The 21,375-nt window shown below is 36.0% G+C and carries 15 protein-coding genes; 11 read left to right on the top strand and 4 right to left on the bottom strand.

Features of this window, described 5'->3' with window-relative positions:
* Positions 1-125 precede the first annotated feature (125 nt).
* The 6 genes from ACNHOZ_RS19230 to ACNHOZ_RS19205 all read left to right on the top strand — a co-directional run bounded on the left by ACNHOZ_RS19230 (position 126) and on the right by ACNHOZ_RS19205 (position 8,467).
* Entirely contained in the window at positions 126-2,045 is a 1,920-nt protein-coding gene (locus ACNHOZ_RS19230; protein WP_255900486.1) for a sigma-54-dependent Fis family transcriptional regulator, read from the top strand.
* 156 nt (positions 2,046-2,201) lie between these two features.
* A complete protein-coding gene (gene kdgD, locus ACNHOZ_RS19225; RefSeq protein ID WP_255900489.1) occupies positions 2,202-3,134 on the top strand; it encodes a 5-dehydro-4-deoxyglucarate dehydratase in 933 nt (310 codons plus the stop codon).
* Positions 3,135-3,174: 40 nt separating this feature from the next.
* Complete coding sequence (gucD, locus tag ACNHOZ_RS19220) at positions 3,175-4,641, top strand: alpha-ketoglutaric semialdehyde dehydrogenase GucD (RefSeq protein WP_063247243.1); 1,467 nt, start codon at positions 3,175-3,177, stop codon at positions 4,639-4,641.
* A gap of 119 nt (positions 4,642-4,760) precedes the next feature.
* Entirely contained in the window at positions 4,761-6,134 is a 1,374-nt protein-coding gene (locus tag ACNHOZ_RS19215) for an MFS transporter (protein WP_063247306.1), read from the top strand.
* A gap of 36 nt (positions 6,135-6,170) precedes the next feature.
* Positions 6,171-7,544: a glucarate dehydratase gene (gene gudD / locus ACNHOZ_RS19210; RefSeq protein ID WP_063247244.1), complete on the top strand. Its 1,374-nt coding sequence runs from the start codon at positions 6,171-6,173 to the stop codon at positions 7,542-7,544.
* Between the two features lie 218 nt (positions 7,545-7,762).
* Positions 7,763-8,467 (top strand): FadR/GntR family transcriptional regulator, encoded by a 705-nt coding sequence (locus ACNHOZ_RS19205; RefSeq protein WP_045289477.1) that lies wholly within the window; start codon positions 7,763-7,765, stop codon positions 8,465-8,467.
* A gap of 573 nt (positions 8,468-9,040) precedes the next feature.
* On the opposite strand, the gene ACNHOZ_RS19200 is transcribed toward ACNHOZ_RS19205, so the two are convergent.
* Together ACNHOZ_RS19200 and ACNHOZ_RS19195 are read right to left on the bottom strand one after the other, a co-directional pair.
* Positions 9,041-10,180, bottom strand: a complete 1,140-nt coding sequence (locus ACNHOZ_RS19200; RefSeq protein WP_221833504.1) for a hypothetical protein — start codon at positions 10,178-10,180, stop codon at positions 9,041-9,043.
* Between the two features lie 899 nt (positions 10,181-11,079).
* A complete protein-coding gene (locus tag ACNHOZ_RS19195; protein ID WP_028413700.1) occupies positions 11,080-12,510 on the bottom strand; it encodes a hypothetical protein in 1,431 nt (476 codons plus the stop codon).
* A 376-nt stretch (positions 12,511-12,886) separates the two neighbouring features.
* On the opposite strand from ACNHOZ_RS19195, the gene ACNHOZ_RS19190 reads away from it, so the two are divergent.
* On the top strand, positions 12,887-13,237 hold the full coding sequence (locus tag ACNHOZ_RS19190; protein ID WP_063247246.1) for a VOC family protein: 351 nt from the start codon (positions 12,887-12,889) through the stop codon (positions 13,235-13,237).
* A 61-nt stretch (positions 13,238-13,298) separates the two neighbouring features.
* Here the strand turns inward: ACNHOZ_RS19190 and ACNHOZ_RS19185 are convergent, their stop codons facing one another.
* Both ACNHOZ_RS19185 and ACNHOZ_RS19180 read right to left on the bottom strand, forming a co-directional pair.
* Positions 13,299-14,390, bottom strand: coding sequence for an AI-2E family transporter (locus ACNHOZ_RS19185; protein WP_025751972.1), 1,092 nt, complete (start codon positions 14,388-14,390; stop codon positions 13,299-13,301).
* Between the two features lie 110 nt (positions 14,391-14,500).
* Positions 14,501-14,695, bottom strand: a complete 195-nt coding sequence (locus ACNHOZ_RS19180) for a twin-arginine translocase TatA/TatE family subunit (protein ID WP_033578725.1) — start codon at positions 14,693-14,695, stop codon at positions 14,501-14,503.
* 1,056 nt (positions 14,696-15,751) lie between these two features.
* On the opposite strand from ACNHOZ_RS19180, the gene ACNHOZ_RS19175 reads away from it, so the two are divergent.
* The 4 genes from ACNHOZ_RS19175 to ACNHOZ_RS19160 all read left to right on the top strand — a co-directional run bounded on the left by ACNHOZ_RS19175 (position 15,752) and on the right by ACNHOZ_RS19160 (position 21,265).
* On the top strand, positions 15,752-17,701 hold the full coding sequence (locus tag ACNHOZ_RS19175; protein WP_255900501.1) for a beta-galactosidase: 1,950 nt from the start codon (positions 15,752-15,754) through the stop codon (positions 17,699-17,701).
* A gap of 95 nt (positions 17,702-17,796) precedes the next feature.
* Entirely contained in the window at positions 17,797-19,161 is a 1,365-nt protein-coding gene (locus ACNHOZ_RS19170) for a glycoside-pentoside-hexuronide (GPH):cation symporter (RefSeq protein WP_033578731.1), read from the top strand.
* Positions 19,162-19,321: 160 nt separating this feature from the next.
* Positions 19,322-19,525, top strand: coding sequence for a DUF2164 domain-containing protein (locus ACNHOZ_RS19165; RefSeq protein ID WP_255900504.1), 204 nt, complete (start codon positions 19,322-19,324; stop codon positions 19,523-19,525).
* 243 nt (positions 19,526-19,768) lie between these two features.
* Positions 19,769-21,265, top strand: a complete 1,497-nt coding sequence (locus ACNHOZ_RS19160) for a CoA transferase (RefSeq protein ID WP_255900507.1) — start codon at positions 19,769-19,771, stop codon at positions 21,263-21,265.
* Positions 21,266-21,375: the final 110 nt, after the last annotated feature.

Below are 21,375 nucleotides of genomic sequence, written 5' to 3'. Positions count from 1 at the left end.
TAAAAAAGCCTTTATATCGTATAAAAGTGATGAAATATACAACAATTGTTGTACATAAAGCAACAATTGTTGTGTCAATGCGTTATAATAACTAGAATATTCTAACTAATAAGGAGGGAACGAATATGTCAAAAATTGCTTTTATTGCTCCAGATAAACAACTGTTTTTACAAGGGAGAAGAGTAATTCAAGAGTTAGGATTACAAGGAGAGGTTGAAATCTATCTTGCAAGGTTAAGTCGCGCCGTAAAACTCGCCAATACATTAGAACCCAGTTGTGATGTTATCGTTTGCAGAGGAGGGACTGCAAGGTTAATTACTGATTCTGTAAGCAGAATTCCTCTAGTTGAAATTCCAATTACAGGACAAGATTTAGCTCAAGCCTTTTATAAAAGCAAGAAGGCAACAGACTTAGAGAATCCTAAAGTGGCCATGCTCGCTTTTCAGAATATGAAAAATGATGTGGAAATTTTAGCAGATATTTTGGGTATCAACCTTTCTATTTATCCTCTTAATTCAGTTGAAGATATTCCAACTTGTATTGAGCAACTTTCTTCGGTAGAAACAGATATTGTTATTGGTGGAATGAAAACAACTACTTTATCGCTTAGGAAAGGCTTTAAGGCAATTCCTATTGAATCTGGAAACTCCGCTGTTAGAACAGCATTTTTAGAAGCTAAAAAGATTTCTTTAGGAAGAAAAATTGAAAAAGAGCGTTCCCAAACAGTTAAAGCCCTTATTGATTATTCTATACAAGGAATTATTAGTATTAATAGAAATAAAAAAGTAGAAGTATTTAATCATGCTGCTGAGCATTTACTAGAATTAAAAAGGCAAGAAGTGCTAGGAAAGCAGATCGATGCTGCTATGCCTTTTTTGCCTATTAAAAATTGTTTTGAAGGAGAAGAGCATCTAGGTATAATCAAAAAAATCAAAAATAAAAGTTTAATATTTAATATTGCTCCAATTAAAGTGGAGAAAGACATTATTGGAGCAATGATAACTTTTCAAGATATTACAAGTATTCAAGAAATGGAAGCTAAAATTAGAGGGGAAGTACTGTCAAGAAAGTTCGAGACACGCTACACATTTTCTGATATTTTAGGACATTCTAAGCATATTTGTGAAGCCAAACGGATTGGACAGACAGTGTCTTCGGTAGATGCAACCGTTCTAATTTATGGGGAGTCTGGCACTGGGAAAGAGTTATTTGCTCAGAGTATTCATGCAGAAAGTTTGCGGAAAAACGGTCCTTTTGTTGCTGTTAATTGTGCCGCCATTCCGCCTAATTTACTGGAAAGTGAGTTATTTGGATATGTAGAAGGGGCCTTTACTGGGGCGACCAGAAAAGGAAAGCAAGGTTTGTTTGAAATGGCGCATCGAGGAACGATTTTTCTGGATGAAATCTCTGAGATGGATACATATGGACAATCGCGCTTACTTAGAGTTTTACAAGAAAAACAGGTTATGCGCTTAGGTGATAATAAATATATTCCTGTAGATGTAAGAGTTATTGCAGCAACGAACAAAAATTTATTAAAAGTCGTAGAAAAAGGCAAATTTCGAGAGGATTTACTTTACAGGCTTAAGGTCTTAACTATAAATATTCCACCGCTCCGTAAAAGAAAAAGTGATATCCGTTACCTTGCTCAGCATTTTTTAGTCTATTATACGAAACTCTATCAAAAGAAAAATATAGAGATTACAGAAAAAGCTTATTCCCAATTAACTACCTATGAATGGAAAGGAAATGTAAGAGAATTGATGCATTTTATTGAAAGGTTAGTAGTGATCAGTAAAAATAATGTAGTTTCGGATCAGGATATAAAAGAGCAGCTAAACGAAAATGCTTTTGAAACAAATTACATCGGTGAAGAAGCAGAAACCACCAATCATCTTCAACCTGAAAAAGAGCAAATTTTACTTGCTTTAACAGAAACTCATTCCAATATATCTCAAGCAGCTAAATTGTTAGGAATTGATCGAAGTACACTTTACCGTAAGTTGAGAAACTATGAAATTGAAATAAAAAAGGCGTATAAATAGAAACAAAAAACATCTCCTTCTTAGGGGTGTTTTTTGTTTCTATTTTAAAATTCTTTATTTAATAATTTAAGCTTATTTATTTTATTGACAAACAATTTAATTTGTCTTACAATAAAAATGTAAAAATTATCTGAAAATTTATAGGAGGATATGCATGTGAATATGAATAGAAAAGCACCTACAGGAATTTTAGGTTTCCCCGTTGCTCCCCTTAATAACCAAGGAAAATTAGATGAAAAGGCTTTAGAGGCGAATATTCAATTTTTATTAGACGAAGGGTTGGAGGCTATCTTCATCGCTTGCGGTTCAGGGGAATTTCAATCCTTAAGTACAAAAGAATATACAGCAATGTTAGAAGTAGCTATATCTGTCGTCAACGGAAAAGTTCCCGTTTATACAGGTGTGGGCGGTAATCTTTCTACAGCTTTAGAGTGGGCTCGTATTTCAGGGGAAAAACAGGCAGATGGCTATTTAATTTTACCTCCATACTTAATTGAAGGTGAACAAGAGGGCCTTTACAACTATCTAAAAGCAATCATTGAGCATACAAATTTAAACGCAATTGTTTATCAAAGAGATAATGCTATTTTAAAGTTGCCAACTTTAGAAAAGCTTACAGAATTAAACCAACTAGTAGGATTAAAAGACGGATATGGAAATATGGAATTAAATATAGAATTAACTCAGTCTTTAGGAAAACGACTAAGCTGGCTAAACGGAATGCCAATGGCTGAAGTAACGATGCCAGCATACGCTCCAATTGGATTTGATTCTTATTCGTCAGCAATCTCTAACTATGTCCCGCACATATCAAGAATGTTTTACAACGCTTTATTAAGTCATGATCAAGAGTTACTAAGTGAACTCTACCAAAATATAATTCTTCCAATTAACGATATTCGCAAGCAAAAAAAAGGATATGCTGTTTCATTGATTAAAGCAGGGATGGAAATTATAGGTTTACCTATTACAGATACAGTAAGGCCTCCTATTGTTTCAGTAGATAAAGAACATTACGCACAGCTTGAAAAGATTTTAACACAAGCATTTGATCAATATCCTAAATCCTCTAAACAAGTTTTATCTTAATCAATAAAATGTAAACGCTTTATAAAAAAGGAGAGTTCATATGACAATTAGTGTTCAAGACAAACAATACTTAAATTTTATTAACGGAAAAGGTGTTCCATCATCGTCTCAAGAGATGATGGAGAGTCTAAACCCAGCCAATAGGAAAGAGGCTGTAGGATATGTACAAAAATCAACTCTTGAAGATTTAAATCTAGCGGTAAAAGCAGCTAAACAAGCTCAAGAAAAATGGAAGCGTTTGTCAGGCGCAGCTCGCGGACAGTACCTTCACAAAGCTGCGGATATTATGGAAGATAGACTAGATGAAATTGCGGAATGTGCTACACGTGAAATGGGAAAAACCTTGGCTGAAACAAAAGGAGAAACAGCTCGCGGAATAGCTATTCTTCGATACTATGCAGGGGAAGGTATGAGAAAAATGGGAGATGTAATTCCTTCTACGGATGCTGAAGCATTGATGTTTACATCTCGAGTACCGTTAGGCGTTGTTGGAGTTATCACTCCATGGAACTTTCCTATTGCTATTCCTATATGGAAAATAGCTCCGGCACTTGTTTACGGAAATACTGTAATAATTAAGCCAGCTACTGAAACAGCTATTACGTGTGCTAAGATTATCGAATGTTTTGAAGAAGCAGAAATTCCAGCGGGTGTAGTAAATATGATTACGGGCTCTGGATCAATCATTGGTCAAGCTATTGCTGAACATCCAGAAATTAATGCGATTACATTTACAGGATCCGATCGAGTAGGCAAACAAATTGGTCAACAGGCTTTCGTTCGAGGAGCTAAATATCAGTTAGAAATGGGGGGGAAGAACCCGGTAATTGTAGCGGCGGATGCAGATTTAGATTTAGCAGTAGAAGGTACGATCAGCGGTGCATTCCGTTCCACAGGTCAAAAATGTACTGCGACTAGTCGGGTAATTGTTCAGCATGAGGTATATGAAAAATTCAAACAAAAGCTATTAGCAAAAACAAAAGAAATTACCGTTGGAGAAGGGTTAAACGTGGAAACGTGGATGGGGCCATGTGCAAGCGAAAATCAGTTACAAACCGTATTGTCATATATTGAAAAAGGAAAAAGTGAAGGTGCAACTCTTTTATACGGAGGACGTCAGTTAACTGACGGGGAATACGAAAATGGATTTTACGTAGAACCTACTATTTTTGAAAACGTAGAATCGAATATGACGATTTCACAAGAAGAAATTTTTGGTCCTGTCATAGCGCTGATGAAAGTAGAATCCATAGAGGAAGCATTAGCACTAGCTAACGATGTTCAATATGGGCTAAGCGCTTCTATTTTCACTACAAATATTTCTCATATGCTTTCATTTATTAATGAAATGGATGCTGGACTTATTCGAATTAACTCGGAAAGCGCAGGCGTTGAACTTCAGGCACCGTTTGGAGGCATGAAACAATCAAGTTCTCACTCTAGAGAACAAGGGGAGGCTGCTAAGGAGTTTTTCACTGCTATTAAAACTGTTTTTATAAAAAGTTAAGTACCTTTATTGTATTATGAACCTTTTATTCTCTTGAAAAGGAGGAAAATTCCTTCTTTTTAAGAGAGATAAACATAGGAAAAGAACAAGACGATAAAAGGGGGATGGAATAGGTGATTATGCAAGCTAAATCAAAATTGGAAGCGGGAAGCAGCAAAAAAAGCCATGTACGCTGGTTTGTCGTATTTATGCTTTTCGTTTTGACAACGATTAACTATGCCGATAGAGCGACGCTGTCCATTGTAGGAGACTCTGTTCAAAAAGAATTAGGCTTAAATTCAGTTTCAATGGGGTATGTTTTTTCAGCATTTGGATGGGCTTATGTAATTGGTCAGCTTCCTGGAGGTTGGTTTTTAGACAAATTCGGATCAAAGATAATCATTGCATGCAGTGTATTTTTTTGGTCTATTTTTACCTTTTTTCAAGGATTTATCGGCTTTTTTAGTGGCGGTGCTGCTATAATTATCTTATTTACGCTTCGTTTTATGGTTGGGTTAGCTGAAGCCCCTTCTTTTCCAGGAAATAGCCGTATTGTAGCGGCCTGGTTTCCAAAATCTGAACGGGGGACAGCCTCTGCGATTTTTAATTCGGCTCAGTATTTTGCACTAGTATTATTTTCGCCTATTATGGCATGGCTCACTCACAGGTTCGGCTGGCATTTTGTATTTATTATTATGGGTGTCTTAGGGGTAATCTTAGCTGCTGTTTGGATGAAAGTGATCTACAGTCCAAGCAAACATCCTCGCATTACAAAAGGAGAAGTAAATTATATCCAGCAGGGCGGCGGGCTCATTGATATGGATGATAAAAAAATAGAAAAAAAGAAAAATACCGGCCCGGGATGGAATCAAATTAAACAACTTCTTAAGAGCAGAATGTTGTTAGGGGTTTATATTGGACAATATTGTATTACGACGCTCACTTATTTCTTTTTAACATGGTTTCCTGTTTATTTAGTTCAAGCACGCGGAATGTCAATTTTGGAAGCTGGATTTATTGCTTCTCTACCTGCTATATGCGGATTTTTAGGAGGGGTGTTAGGGGGAATTGTATCTGATTTCTTTTTAAAGAGAGGTCGTTCATTAACGTTTGCACGTAAAACACCTATCGTTATTGGCATGTTGCTTTCCTGTAGCATGGTTGCTTGCAATTATGTAGATGCTGAATGGATTGTTGTAGTAATTATGTCACTTGCTTTTTTTGGAAAAGGATTTGGAGCATTAGGGTGGGCTGTTGTCGCTGACACTTCCCCTAAAGAAATAGCGGGTTTAAGTGGCGGGCTTTTTAATACATTTGGAAACATTGCTTCTATTACAACACCTATTATTATTGGGTACATTGTCAATGCAACAGGCTCTTTTAATGGAGCATTGGTTTTTGTGGGCGCTAACGCTCTTGTAGCTATTCTCTGCTATCTTCTTTTAGTGGGAGAGATTAAACGAGTAGAACTAAAGAATATCCCCGCAAAGGATGAAAGTACGTTTAATATGTAAGCGGATACAATAAAACCTAAATTAGGAGTGGAAATCATGAACAATTATGTCCTTACAAATAGTGAAATTCAAAACGAAAAAAAATCGTCTACGCCTCAAATTATAGATATGCAGGTCATACCAGTGGCTGGGTATGATAGTATGCTGCTTAATCTCAGCGGAGCTCACAGTCCCTTTTTTACTCGAAATATTGTTATTTTAAAAGACAGTACCGGAAGCACAGGGGTGGGAGAGGTACCTGGAGGTGAAAACATTCGTCAAACGCTTGAAGATGCGAAAACATTTGTAGTAGGTCAATCAATCGGAAATTATAATAACATTTTAAATACAGTACGTAAAAAATTTGAAGATCGAGATATGGCAGGTCGAGGCCTTCAAACATTCGATTTACGGACGACTATTCATGCCGTTACAGCGTTGGAGGCGGCGTTATTAGATTTAGTAGGGAAATTTCTTGATGTACCAGTTGCAGCATTATTAGGAGAAGGACAACAAAGAGAATATGTGGAAATGCTAGGTTATTTATTTTATATTGGAAATCGCAAAAAAACCGACTTGGACTATCTAGGTGGTGAAAATGAAAAAGTGGAGTGGTTCCGACTTCGTCATGAAGAAGCTCTGACTCCTGAAGCAATTGTAAAACTTGCACAGGCAGCTCATCAGCAGTATGGATTTAATGATTTTAAATTAAAAGGCGGTGTACTTCAAGGTGAGCAAGAAATAGAAGCGGTAGCAGCATTAGCTGCAAAATTCCCTGAAGCTCGCATTACCTTAGACCCCAACGGAGCTTGGTCTTTGGAAGAAGCTATTCAACTATGTAAAAATAAACATCATATATTGGCCTATGCAGAGGACCCTTGCGGAAGCGAAAATGGATATTCAGCAAGAGAAACAATGGCGGAATTTCGCAGGGCAACTGGACTGCCAACTGCTACGAATATGATTGCTACAGACTGGCGTCAAATGGGGCATGCTATCCAGTTAAACGCTGTAGATATTCCTCTAGCAGATCCCCATTTTTGGACGATGCAAGGCTCAGTTCGTGTAGCTCAAATGTGTCATGATTGGGGTCTTACATGGGGATCACATTCAAATAATCATTTTGACATTTCCCTGGCCATGTTTACTCATGTGGCTGCTGCCGCTCCTGGAAAAATAACGGCTATTGATACGCATTGGATTTGGCAAGATGGTCAGCGATTGACAAAAGATCCTTTTAAAATTGAGGGAGGAAGAGTAGCAGTACCTAAGAAACCAGGACTTGGCATAGAGGTGGATTTAGAACGAATCGAGCAAGCACATCAGCTATATAAGAAAATGCAATTAGGAGCACGTGATGATTCAAAAGCTATGCAGTATTTAATTAAAAATTGGAGCTTTGATAATAAACGTCCTTGTCTGGTACGTTAAAAATTTTTTCAAAAATAATTATAGGGTGCTTTTAGCTCGAACAATTCTACGTCTTTGTTCGAGCTTCTGTTTTTATAATAACGAGCAGTTTAATACATAATCTTATGTAGACAAGAAATAAGAATAGTTAAGAAGTAGCGGTTGGTAATACATAAAAAAATTCTATATGATATAATTAGTCTTACAAATAAACAATATTCAGAAAAGGGTGGATGAAGATGAGTGGTTCGACTAAAAAAGTGTCATTTGAATCCGTTAATCGTAATACGCTGGCAAAACAAGTAGTCGACCGTATTATTCAGTTATTGGTCAGCGGGCAATTAAAGCCAGGAGACAAACTGCCAACTGAAATGGAGTTATTAGACGTACTGAATGTAAGTCGCCCTGTATTGAGAGAAGCCTTGAGTGCATTAGAAGTACTTGGTGTAATTACACGAAAAACTCGTGGAGGTACGTATTTTAATAACAAAATAGGAGCACATCCTTTTTCCGTTATGTTAGCGTTATCAATCGATAATTTACCTGCAGTAGTGGAGGCGCGCATGGCACTAGAACTGGGCTTAGTAACCATGGCAGCGGAAAAAATAAACGATGATCAATTAAGCCAGTTAAAAGAAACGATCGAGGAAATAAAAAAGAGCACAGATAACAATTACGGTGCAGCGGATAAGGAATTCCATCGAATTATTGCTGTTAGCGCGGATAATCCGGTGGTAGAAGGTATGATTAATTCCCTGCTTTTCACTCATGAAAAAACAGATAGCGAAATTACCTTTAGAGAACCAGCACTTACTGTAGAACATCATACCGCTATTTATAATGCGTTAGCTAATCATGACCCAGATGATGCATTCAAGAAAATGTATCATCATCTTAAATATGTACGTGATAAAGTTCTTAAACAATATAATCCTACTAAATAAAAAAAACACACAAAGCAGATGTAAAGAATTTGTTTTGTGTGTTTTTTTATGAAGTGATACAGATACATGAAGTAAGAAAGAGAGTTTCCATTTTATAGGATCGCTTTTTTCAGTGAGTTATATATTTTAATTTAATGCATCCAGATATATGAATTATATTTATTCGCTGCTCTTTATTTTAAAGAAATTACTATACATTTATAAGAGATTAAAAAGAAATTAAAGAGATTATAAACATTGTTAAAAATTATATTGGTAAAAGCCTTCTGCTGACTGAGTTTAAGGGGTATTAAGGAATCAAAAAAACTGCAGTTAACAACAAGAATTTTCACGAAAAAATATAGGATTTTTTTATAACAGTCATATTTTCTACGCAATCGATCGGAAAATAACGTTTATTTATTGTATTTTTTGTTCATTTAGTTGATTTTTTTCATGAAAACGAAAATCATTATCATTTAAAGAGATTTATTATAGCTGAGAGACAAATATGTTTTAGTAAGTTAAAGAGAAAAGAAGAGTAGGAGGGAAATAGAGTAGAGATGAGGAAAAAAGGCATAACAAAAAAGAGTATTATAGAGCGTTAATTTTTGCCTGATAATACCCGTTGGCAATTTTGCGGATATACGTAAAGAAGTTTGACTCCATTTCATGCACAAGAGGGCGAAATGCATCCATACTTTCTTCTATGTAAGTTTGTTGCAGGTAAAGCTGAACGGACGTTAATGATTTTTCAATTATATCTAAACCGAACTCATGTACAATGGAATGAATATCTTCCTTTTTAATTGAATAATGACCAAAAGATTTAAAGAAATTCTTAAACTGAGCAAATGCATGCTCTCCACGGATCTTTTCGATTTCTTTTTGTTTTTTACTATCATGAGCACCAGTTAAATTAAAGCTTAGAATAAAACCATCCTTGATTTTTTCAATAATTGATTTTCTTGGCTGCTTTTCTTCTAATAATGTTTTGACACAATCATCTTTTTCTAGTATATCGATACGGAAAATTGTACTCAATTTACTAGCCATTTCTTTAATAGCAGCTTTATAGCCAATGTATTTTGGAAGAATGTGTTTTACCTCAGTGTAAGATAAAAGTGCTTCTGAATCTTTCTTTACGTTTACATCAGATTCGTATACATACAAAGCACGTAAAGCCAGGCGCAGCATGTTAATATTTTTGATAGCCAGCAATTGATAAATCACTTCCATTGAAACAGAAGTGTAACCACCTTTTGAAGTATATGTATTGTGATCTTTATCAAGCATTTCCGGAGTATATGATATGTTTTGAGCATCAGCAGCTTCTTTTATATGTAAATCTAAAAAATCCTCTAAATAGTTGTTTAAAGAAACTTGAATATAGTCTCCCCATAAACGATCCCAGCGAATGATGTCATAGTCTTCTAAAAGCTTATTATTATTTTGAACGGTCCGAACGGAACATTGGATTGTATTAGCCAGTTCTTGCTCAGAAATAATTGAAATATGACCTTGGCTGTTACATTTGGCTACGTAAGCTAAAATTTGCTTCATCAGAGAACCCGTCCACTTTATGTCTACAAAGTTTTTTGCTAGACCAAATGAATGTTTTTCATAGTAATAGCTGTTGTCTCGTTTCGTCTCTCTATTTAAACCGCTCATGACAATCAGCAGCTTGTTTGCTATCAGAGTGTGCCGTTTTAGTGCCAGCTTTTGTATACTCATGTAGTTACCTCCTTTCCAAAACTATATACGTCATCTTTTACAGTATAGACACAGTCATATAGGCTGTAAAATGACATATTTGCACGGAAAAATGGTGCATTTTTTTAAAAGACTAGTGATACCAAGGGACGAGACATCTATTTACAAGGTGACATATTTGCACGGAGATGTGGAGCAAAAATAGCGTTACATTTCATAAACGTTGATAAAACAGCATTCTTAAGACAAATGTCGTATTATGACGGATGAAATACACGTAATGTGAAAAATTCAAAAAAAAATTTGATGTAAAAATGACATATTTGCACGGAGAATAGGAGCAAAAATGATAAAAATAAAGATTTGGGCAACAAAGTGACACATTTGCACGGAAAATAGGGACATAAAACAAAAAAATGCCCTTTTTTAGACACAGAAAGTTCACATTTTTACAAAGAATAAATGAACATTTGCAGAAAAAATCGCGCTTTTTTTAAAAAGTGGCATGTTTGCACGGAAATCTGGAGCAAAAAACACTTTTGCACGGAGATTTGGAGCAAAAAATGCAGAAAACGAAGGGGGAAAGTCGCTGTCTCAAGAAAAATTATGTAAAAGTGGCATATTTGCACGGAAGATTGGAGCCAAACTTATAGTAAATGCAGTATAGAAAGAAAAACAACACTTTTGCACGGGAACCTGGAGCAAAAATTAGTTATAACACTTCTTTTAGACACAAAAAGTTCACAAAATGATAGGGAAGGTGAAGTTTAATAACTATATCAGCAGAGGAAATAGTATGTTTATATGGAGAATTGGAGCAAAAAAACACTTTTGCACGGAAATGTGGAGCAAAAAATGCAGTAACTAATGGTAGGCTAAAAAAAGAATGCTCTTATAAAGATCATAAGAGCATTCTTTTTTTAGCCTATAGAACTTGTTACGTTTTGATAGATAGAAAGGGGAGCATATTCGTAATCACCGGCTAATAAGTCTTTTACTTCACTTTCTCCCACAGGAATAAAGGTAATCTGAAACACTTGGCCCACTCTTTTATAAGATTGGACAGCTAGTTTTTGTTCGACTAGCTCATCTAAGGCTGTTTCAATTTCGACAAGGTTTTCTTTTTTGCGTCTTTTTCGAAAGCGGACTCTTGTCGAAAAATATAAATAATCTCTTGTGACATTGTATGAAGATTTTGTTTCATAGCAAATGAGACGCTCTTTTTGCATAACGAATAGCAAATGGTAAGCGGCGTCTAAACTTAATTTTTCTACTTTATTTTTGTAAATACGCACCGTTTGGCGTTGAATATAGTCTCTATATATCACTTCATTGACGTGAATTTCAGCAATTCGCGTTCCGTTTGGCATCGTAGTAATATCCACAAAGTCAAAAATACCATAGGCAATTGTCTTATTATGCTGTACTTTTGACATGCTGTAGTGCTTCATTTTTGTAATTCTTTCTTCTATCATCTGATAGTTGCGCTTACTGTCTGTTTTATAAAGTGCTTTCACAAGGTCACCAATCTTTACATTAATGATTTTTTGTGTAGCGAACAACTCGTCGCGTTGGCTCATGATCTCTAAAAACACTTTATAATCAAACCGATCTAAATCACTAATTTTATTTCCATTTTCTTCAGCGTATTCTTTTTCTATTAACAATTCGTAATCTGTCCCGTCTTCAGAGTTATAAGTACTTAAGAAATATTCTTTTCCTTCTTTCTCTAATAGGGGTTGCTCGACGAGAAGCTTTGCTCTTGAGTTAGAGAAAAAAGGGTTCTCTACAGTTGAAAAAGGGCTTTCAATAATACTATGGTTTCCGTTTTGGAAGCTAGGGTCCAGTATAGTCAGCCCAATAATAATAGATATATCCGTATGAATTGCTTTTTCTCGCTGCGTTTTGGTTTTTTGATGAATATAAGGATAATCAGTTAAGAAGAAGCTATCTTCTTGACTCCATTCACGTAGGATATCAATTCGTTTATTAATGACTTCTTCCGGAGACGGTATGTTTTCAAACTGTTTGCAAAAGAGTTCTTTTCCGTTTGTTTTATAATAAGCTGTTAGCGCTCTGTATTCCCCAATCAGCTCTTTATTCTTCTTGGGCTTTTTTTGCTCATAGTCGCGTATAGCAGCATCTAACCATCTGCGTTTCGTACGATTGAGAAAGTCTTTTTTTAAAATCCTCAACGCTTCGTTTACATCCTTATTTTCAAAGTGCTGCTGATAAAGAGGGAGGATGGTGCTCTCTAAATCACCTTTTATACTTTCGTTATAAACGGATAAGAGGCGTAATTTAGATACTCTATCAATGACTTCGCGTATGAGTAAAGATGAATAATCCATACACATCTAACCTCCTTAATCTTAAGTTAGTCATTTTAATCCTTAGTCGGATAGTAGCTTTAAATCTATTGTAATGCACGAAAGTTCGATGCCACAAACAAAAGACGGCTACTATCTATAGTCTATTTTTCATTATACACGTGCAAAGGGGGCGAAGGGGGGAATTTTCTTATTTTCTTTTTTCGTAATCTAAATTTGGTCATGAAGTATATACATTTGCTGTGTAGCTTATGTAAGAAGGATAACTCTGTTCGCAAGACTGCTAATTCTGCCGCGGAGTTTACTGGATGAATAGCAAGCAATTTAACATAAAAGGATATCAGCGGTTAAAAGAGAATACTTTCTAAAACTACTAAACATACCCTGGAGGTCATGAATGAACCCTATATTAAATGAAGTAGGCACGATTTTTATTCCTGTAGAAGATATACAAAAAGCACGAGACTGGTATTGTGACGTGCTAGGTTTGCCGGCAGATGGAGACATTTTATATGATCATTTATATGTGATACCTATGAATGGAACAGGAATTGTATTAGATAGCAAAACTTATTCAAAAAATACGCTTTTTAAAACACCGGCTTTTCATTTGAATACAAACGATATCAAAGAAGCTTATGAGTATATGAAACAGAAAAAAGTAGAGCTAACGACAGGAATTGAACACAATCACTGGTTTATATTTAAAGATCCAGATGGAAATCATCTTATGGTGTGTGAATGCTGAACCTATGGAATAATAAAAGGACCTTCAAGAGAAGGTCCTTTTATTGTATTGCCTTTGCATTTTATAACTTGATAGATTTGTTTCTGAATTGAATCATTCTTACAATATTTATCACAATTGTTTTTGTTACAGCATAAGCCGGAATCGCTAAGATCATTCCGAGTATTCCTGCAATATTACCCGCAACAAGCAATAAAATAATAATCGTTAAAGGATGAGTGTTTAATTTCTTTCCAATTACCAGCGGAGAAATAATGTTCCCATCTAGCTGTTGAACGATTACGACGACAATAATTACTAATATCGCTTTTGTAGGAGAGTATAATAAGCCTACGATTAAAGCGGGTGCTACGCCAATAAAAGGGCCGACGTACGGGATAATATTAGTAAGGGCTCCTATTAGTGCGAGTATTAATGCATAAGGCAACCCGATGATGAGGTAACCAATGAATGTACTAATACCGACAAACAAACAAACGAGCATTTGGCCTTGAATATAAGTAGCTAGCGTATTTGTTGTTTCTTTCATTGTACGTAACGTTTCTTTTCGATAAGAAGCAGGAACCATACGCAGCGTATTTTTACGAAGTTTATGGCTGTCTTTGAGCATATAAAAAAGAATGAAAGGAACGGTTACAACCGTAAGTGTAATATTTGTTACGACGCTTAAAACAGATGAAATACTGTTTGTGAGATTCGTAGGTAAAGTAGACGCGTAGTTTAAAAGTGACTCTTCAATATGATCGAGCGACACATATTTTTGTTCAACCAGCCAGTTAAACCATCTTGAGTTAGATAAATCATTTATGTACTCTCTCGTTTCTACAATGTAAGACGGAATATTCTTAGCCAAATCAGTTAATTGTTTAGATAAGGTAGGTCCCACACCGCCCACAATAGAAGCAATTACGCCGATAAAAACAACGTATAATAGTAAAATGGCCAGTGTTTTTGGCACTTTTTTTCTTGTGAGAAATGACACAATTGGTTCGAATAAAAAGAAAAGAAAACCAGCTACAAGAATAGGGAAAAACAAAGTGGAGATAAACACACCGATTGGTAGAAAAACAAACGAAATATGTTTACAAATGTAAATCAGTAAAGCAATCATTAATAGTTCTAATGTCCAAAAATGCAGTTTCGATTTAAACAAAAAGTTACCCTCTTTCTTTACTATTTTTTACTATCATACATCAAAAAAGAAACCCACTGCACGTTAAAAGTGGGCTTTTTTAGTCTGTATAACTTTCATTTAAATAAAAATTAGGCTTTTTCCTCTTTATCTTCAGTAGTATCCTCTGGAGTTTTTTTGTCGTCATCCTGTATAATTCCTTCTGCTGCATTTTTAAATTCTCGCAGGGAATGTCCAAATGCTCGTCCTATGTCCGGCAATTTACTTGGTCCAAATACAATTAAGGCAGTAATCCCGATTACGACCATGCTTGTGGCTCCTGGCATGATATCCTCTCCTTTAAAAGCAATGAATATATGAAAATTAAAAAGAGATAGTAAATAAAGTGCATGTTTATACTATTCACTTTTCTCTTTAAAATTCCTTTATTTTAAATGATGCGAAAATAAGGTGCAGCGATTATGTATGATTTAAATGCTTGTAGTGATACTTTTTTCTTTCGCATCCGACGCTAATTATAGCATTAAAGATAGCTATTCGTCTTAGTAACCTTATAAGCTCTATGTAAAAAAGTCTTCATAAGAATTTGCAAAGCAATGGAGGGAAATACGGCTTATGGATTCGAGCCTATGAACGTTCTCCCGTTACAAACCTAACAATTCGCCATTCTAATTTCCAGCATGTTGCAACCCAATTGTTAATGGAGAATGTAAAGAACCCTGTGTTTGAAGAGTTTTGTATAAATGGCAGCTGCATGAATACAAATCCGTAAAAGGGCGTGTTCATAATCAGATGCAAGTAAGAGGTAGAACAAACGTATTTTAGCCCAAGAAGTATCCGCACAATGAATCGAGATTATCGATTCATTGTGCGGTCTTTTTTTTGTTGTGATGGTGAACGTAGGATCAATGTGTTAATAATGGTAAAAACCTGCTCTGGAATTTTTCCTATTTTATAGATAAGTAAAATGACTCTTACTAATTGATAGATAACATGTATGAAAGAAATGACTTTTGAAGATTGTTTTCTAAGCAATTTATTACCTAAATGTGGATGTGGGGAGTGTGAGGGAAGATATATAAAAGAATTATAAAAACATTTGTCTTTGTAAGCGTTTTATTCTTTATTTTAATAAAGAGCAAAAAAAGGATGTTTTTCTCTAAAATTTTACCATTGAATATTTTGAATAAAGTTCATAAAATAAACTTGTAAGCGTTTTAAAAGATTAGAAAGTATGTATCTTAAAAGTTGAATAGAGAATTATTTATGAAGACAGGAAATGTGATTTTTTTGCTTTTGATCACCGTTTCCAAGAATACCTTAACAAGTAACAGCAAAACGTTCATTTAATGAAATAAAGAAATAGATAGGAGTAGAGAAAAATGTACATCGGCGTCGATTATTACCCTGAACATTGGCCAGAGAATATGATAGAAGAAGATATTCAAGGTATTAAAGAGTTAGGATCAAATATGGTGAGAATAGGGGAGTTCGCTTGGCATCTTATGGAGCCTAAAGAAGGGCAATATGACTTTTCTTTTTTTGATAGCGTTATCAATAAGCTTAAAAAACAGAATATTGACGTTATGTTTGGTACCCCTACTGCCACTTTTCCGGCTTGGCTTGCGAAGCAGCATCCTTCTATTTTATCAAAAGATGAAAATGGGGCGGTCAGAGCATTTGGAGGAAGACGTCAATATTGTTTTAATTCTCCTCTTTACCGGCAGTATAGCGCTCAGATTACAGAACAACTAGTAAAGCACTACTGCTCAGAAGAAGCAATCGTAGCATGGCAAGTTGACAATGAATTTGGCCATGAAGGCAGTGATATGTGTTACTGCGAACAATGTCATAAAGAGTTTCAGCAGTTTTTGGAAAGAAAATATAAAGATATTAATGAGTTAAATGAAAAGTATGGCACTATTTTCTGGGGACAAACGTATAACGACTTTACCGAAGTGCCTATGCCTGTAAAAACAATTACGACACACAGCCCTTCGTTAAAGCTAGACTGGGCCCGCTTTCGCTCTTTTTCGTTAAACAGATACGCTCACGAACAAACAGCGATTGTGAAGAAATATAAAGGTGATCACCAGCTGTTGACCACGAACGTATCAGGAGGCTTTTTTGATAAATGGTTCGATCATGAAGAAAACCTAGAAGTAATGGACTTTGTATCCTATGATAATTATCCGGTATGGGGCGGTCAAACAGAGCCAATTACCCCGGCTCATATTGCACTAGGTCATGATTTTAATAGAGGCTTGTTACATAAAAATTTCTGGATTGTAGAGGAATTAATGGGTGCTCAAGGTCATGATATCATCGGTTATCTACCGCGACCTAATCAGGCAAAAATGTGGTCTTATCAAGCTTTTGCTCATGGATGCACGAATATGCTGTATTTTCGCTGGCGCGGAATGACAAGAGGAGCTGAGCAATACTGCTACGGAATTGTAGGTCACGATAATCATTATGGAAAACGTTACAAAGAAGTTCAGTCGTTATTTAGTGAAATCGTTCATTACGAACATGTGCTTGAGTCTGATATTAAATCGGAGATTGCCGTTTTATATGACTATGAAAATATATGGTCATGGCGTTTTCAGCAGCAAAGTGAAGGGTTTGACTTTACGCAAGAGCTTCTTAGAGGGTATACACCGTTTTATAAGTTGAATACACCTATTGATGTTATTCCTGCTACAAGAGATTTTTCAAGCTATAAAGTACTGGTTGTTCCAGCTTTGCAAATCATTGATAAAGAACTAGGTAAAAGATTTACTGAATTTACTGAAAACGGAGGCGTCATCATTTTTACGTTTAGAACCGGCATTAAAGACAAACAAAATAATATTCACTTTAAACAGACGCTGCCCGGATATGTAAAAGAAATAACAGGGATTGAAATTCATGAAGTGGAAGCACTGTCTTCTACTCAAAAAGCAGCTATTAAAGGAAAAGGACCGTATGAAGGAGAACAAGCAAGTGCGTCCGTGTGGAGAGATATTATCACGCCTGTAACAGCTGAAGTGCTGTATGAGTATGATGATCCATTCTATAATCAAGCGGCGGTAACAAAAAATCAGTTTGGTCGCGGGACGGTTTATTATGTAGGCTGTGGAATTGAAGGGCAAACGTTTGAAAAAATGGCGCTTGATATTGTAACAGAGCAGCAGATTGAGCATACGGAAAGTGAAGATGGAGTTGAAGTATATCCTCGCAAGCTTGGAGAGACAAGTTATTACTTCCTTATGAACCATACGCCAGAAGTAAAAGTATTTAAAGATATTGTTCTGCAGCCTTACGAAAGTCGAGTTGTAGAAAACATGTAGTAGCAACAGGACACTAGAATCTCATAAAGCAATGAGATTCTAGTCACTCATAATATGATATGAAAGCGTTTTATAGGAGAAGGGAGTTAGGTTACATGAACATGGGGGTACAGTCAAAAGTTTCTCTCAAAACCGTATTATCATACGGAATGGGGAGTTTTGGAAACAATATTATTTATGCATTAACAAGTACATATTTAATGATTTTTTATACGGATAGTGTAGGATTAAACGCTGCAGCCGTAGGAACTTTATTTCTTATTGCTAGGATATGGGATGGGATTGCGGATATTATTATCGGAATGATTGTTGATAATACAGAAACGAGATTTGGTAAGTTTAGGCCATATCTTTTAATAGGCGGATTTTTTGCAGCTGTTGCTACAGTCGCGTGTTTTATTAGTCCGGATCTTTCTCACACAGGAAAATTAATTTATGCTTATATCACTTATATCGCGTGGGGAACAAGCTTTGCTATCATGGATATTCCTTATTGGTCGCTTTCAGCAACGATTACACAAGATGTAAAAGAACGAAACAAAGTTGTGGCTTTTCCTAGAACCATTGCAGCAGTAGGGTCTTTATTTGCTAGTTTATTAACTCTTCCACTAGCTCATTATTTTGGAAACTGGTTTATGCTTAGTCTTATTTATGCGTGTATCTTAATGATTACAATGATTATTACATTTTCAGGAGTAAAAGAAAACTATACCGTAAAAAGACAGGAAAAGCAGACGCCAAAAGCAGTTTGGAACTTATTTATTCAAAATAAACCGTTGCGCTACCTAATTTTCTCAATGCTTTTAGTTGAAACGATTTTAACAATTCGAACTACGTTTTCTATTTACTATTTTAAATACAATTTAAATGCAGAGAATATCGCGTCTCTTTATTTAACCTTATTTTTTACAGCACAAATTGTAGGAGCGATCGCGTCTCCTTTCATTTCAAATAAATTTGGAAAGAAACGTGCAGCAATAGGGGGAATTGCCCTAAATGCTGTAGCCACTCTTACAATGTTTGCAACGGGTTTCCACGTTATGCCAGTGATGATTTTAAGCTTTTTAGCTTCTTTTGGCGGTGGGGTTAGTAACATTGCTCAAACATCTATGCTCGCTGACTGTGTAGAATACGGCGAATGGAAAACGGGGAACCGAGCAGAAGGAATGGTGTTTTCTACGAATATTTTCAAAACAAAGGTCGCTTCAGCAGTGGGTGGAGCAGTAGGTGGGTACATCCTTTCAGCAGTAGGGTACGTGCCAAATCAAATTCAGTCACACAGCACGCTCATTTGGATTGCTTTAATCTTTACGATTATTCCGGGTATTCTTTGCTTGTTATCACTTGTCCCACTCGTAAAATATGAGTTGACGGAAAAGAGATATTTAGAGATTTTACAGGATATGAAAAAACGCTCAAGCCGCATAAAAGAAAAACCGGCTATGAAAGTGTCTAGCTAATTCAAATCAACACAAGCATTGTACACAAAAATCACAAGAAAAAAAGACTGCATTTTCTCAGCTCCTCTTGCTATGATGTCAGGTAGACAGATATCAATGTAAAGAGGAGTTTTGTTTATGTTTATTAATTTTTCAAAAGAAGACAAAGATAAAATGCTGAATGAAATTCAAACGTTTTTTTTATAACGAACGAGATGAAGAAATCAGTGAATTTGCAGCGGAAAATGTATTGGAGTTTATTAAAGAACATATAGGTCCTCACTTTTATAACCAAGCCATTAAAGATGCGGAAGATATTATGAACCAGGTCATGCTTTCTGCAGAAGAAAATTTACATGCATTAAAAAAACCAATCGAAAAGTAGTTCGAAAAAGAAAATATAAAATAGGAAAAAAGCGTTTTATGTACAAAAACATAAAACGCTTTTGTTTGTTTATGAAACAAATTATTTGTTCGCCCAAGTGATATATGATAAATTCGTTTTAAGATAATATTAACGTTAACGTAAAGGTTATATTTAAAGTGTTTTGATTTAACTCGATGAGGGCATAACTTCAGCAAGCAGGGACATAATGAGGTAATTATACGAGGAAAGAAGGGACTACACATGAGCAACATTACGAAAGGTCAGCTAACAAAATCTATTGTGAAAGCAAATGAAAATCGTTTAACGGATAATAGTGATTTTGATATCTATCAAGAGCTGGAAAATGTGCTTCAAGGAGTCGGCTTATCAGCAAAAGACAGTGGAGGAAACATTACATTTTACGGAGAAGATCCAATTGTTCCTAGTACGCTGCGACTTGCCTCAGCAGCAGCTATTGCACTGGTTGCTAAGTCAGTAGCTGTCTCAAAAATTTGGAGAATACGCGGAGGAAAAGGTCAAGATATTCATATGGATTTACGAAAAGCGATTCGAAGATTATCACCTTTTTACGATAAAAAATGGGAAAAGCTTAATGGGTACGCACCGAGTAAAGCAAATGATCCTTATAATCCATTAGGCTTTCGCTTTTATCAAACAAAAGATGGCAAATGGGTAATGCCGCTGAATCCGTATCCACGCTCTAAGCATGAAACGCTCAAGCTATTAAATTGTATAGAAGACCCTGATGCAGTGGCAAAAGCGATTCGCGGATGGAATGCAGAAGAATTGGAAAAAGCTGCAGCGGAGCGAGGAGTTATTATGCCTGTTGTGCGGACAATTGAAGAGTTTATGAATGAGTCCGTGTATGAAGAAGTAGCGCAGCTTCCTTTGATTGAAATTGAAAAGATTGGAGAAAGTGAGCCAATTCCTTTTTCCAAGAACCCTAAAACGCCGCTAGACGGTATTCGAGCATTAGGGCTTGGTCACGTTATTGCAGGAGCCGGATTTGGTAGAGCTCTCGCTTTACACGGTGCGGACGTCTTAAATATTTGGAAGCCAACGGATTGGGAGCATGATACGATTTACGCTACGTCTAATGTCGGTATGCGCTCTTCAACGCTGGATATCGGTGAAAAAGAAGGAAAAGAAAAAATGGTTGATCTTCTAAAAGAAGCCGATATCTTTTTTGGGAACCGTCGCTACGGATTCCTAGAGAGATACGGTCTAACAGCTGAAGAGTGTGCAAAATTAAAACCTGGAATCATCCACTGCACCGTTAACCTGCACGGAACGCAAGGAGAGTGGGCAAAAAGAAATGGATTTGACCAAACAGCGGGAAGCGTAACGGGAGTCATGGCGTTAGAAGGATCGCCAGAAAATCCTAAGCTGCCTCCTATTGTAGTGGTAAATGATTATGCGGTTTCTTGGCTGCTTGAAGTTGGTGCTTTAATGGCACTAGAAAGAAGAGCAAAAGAAGGAGGCAGCTACCGCGTGCGTGTATCATTAGATCGCGTATCTTTATGGATCTTATCAATGGGCATCTATGATAAAACATATGCTCATCAAACAGCTGGTTCGTCAGAGAAGCATGAGTACATTGCACCGGATCTCTTTACAGCCCAAACACCTTTAGGATTGTACCAAGGGCTTACAGAACAAATTGAAATGTCGGAAACTCCAGGGGAATATAAGACGGTTCTCGTTCCTCGAGGTTCTTCACGCCCAGAGTGGTTGTGATAACAAGAGGCTGAGACAAAATTATTTTAGTGGAAAGAAAATCCGAACGATGAATCGAGATTCTTGATAAAGGATCCAACTCGTTCGGATTTTTTTATTATTGTGATGAA

The sequence above is a fragment of the Priestia sp. D51 genome (assembly GCF_053345675.1).
The sequence above is the reverse complement of the archived record's forward strand: the minus strand, read 5'-3'. Positions and strand labels throughout refer to the sequence as shown.

Excerpts from the sequence above, each read along its gene's own strand:
- ACNHOZ_RS19230 (WP_255900486.1), top strand. The coding sequence starts at position 126 with ATGTCAAAAATTGCTTTTATTGCTCCAGATAAACAACTGTTTTTACAA.
- gucD (WP_063247243.1), top strand. The coding sequence starts at position 3,175 with ATGACAATTAGTGTTCAAGACAAACAATACTTAAATTTTATTAACGGA.
- ACNHOZ_RS19215 (WP_063247306.1), top strand. The coding sequence starts at position 4,761 with ATGCAAGCTAAATCAAAATTGGAAGCGGGAAGCAGCAAAAAAAGCCAT.
- gudD (WP_063247244.1), top strand. The coding sequence starts at position 6,171 with ATGAACAATTATGTCCTTACAAATAGTGAAATTCAAAACGAAAAAAAA.
- ACNHOZ_RS19205 (WP_045289477.1), top strand. The coding sequence starts at position 7,763 with ATGAGTGGTTCGACTAAAAAAGTGTCATTTGAATCCGTTAATCGTAAT.
- ACNHOZ_RS19200 (WP_221833504.1), bottom strand. The coding sequence starts at position 10,180 with ATGAGTATACAAAAGCTGGCACTAAAACGGCACACTCTGATAGCAAAC.
- ACNHOZ_RS19195 (WP_028413700.1), bottom strand. The coding sequence starts at position 12,510 with ATGGATTATTCATCTTTACTCATACGCGAAGTCATTGATAGAGTATCT.
- ACNHOZ_RS19190 (WP_063247246.1), top strand. The coding sequence starts at position 12,887 with ATGAACCCTATATTAAATGAAGTAGGCACGATTTTTATTCCTGTAGAA.
- ACNHOZ_RS19180 (WP_033578725.1), bottom strand. The coding sequence starts at position 14,695 with ATGCCAGGAGCCACAAGCATGGTCGTAATCGGGATTACTGCCTTAATT.
- ACNHOZ_RS19175 (WP_255900501.1), top strand. The coding sequence starts at position 15,752 with ATGTACATCGGCGTCGATTATTACCCTGAACATTGGCCAGAGAATATG.
- ACNHOZ_RS19170 (WP_033578731.1), top strand. The coding sequence starts at position 17,797 with ATGAACATGGGGGTACAGTCAAAAGTTTCTCTCAAAACCGTATTATCA.
- ACNHOZ_RS19165 (WP_255900504.1), top strand. The coding sequence starts at position 19,322 with ATGAAATTCAAACGTTTTTTTTATAACGAACGAGATGAAGAAATCAGT.
- ACNHOZ_RS19160 (WP_255900507.1), top strand. The coding sequence starts at position 19,769 with ATGAGCAACATTACGAAAGGTCAGCTAACAAAATCTATTGTGAAAGCA.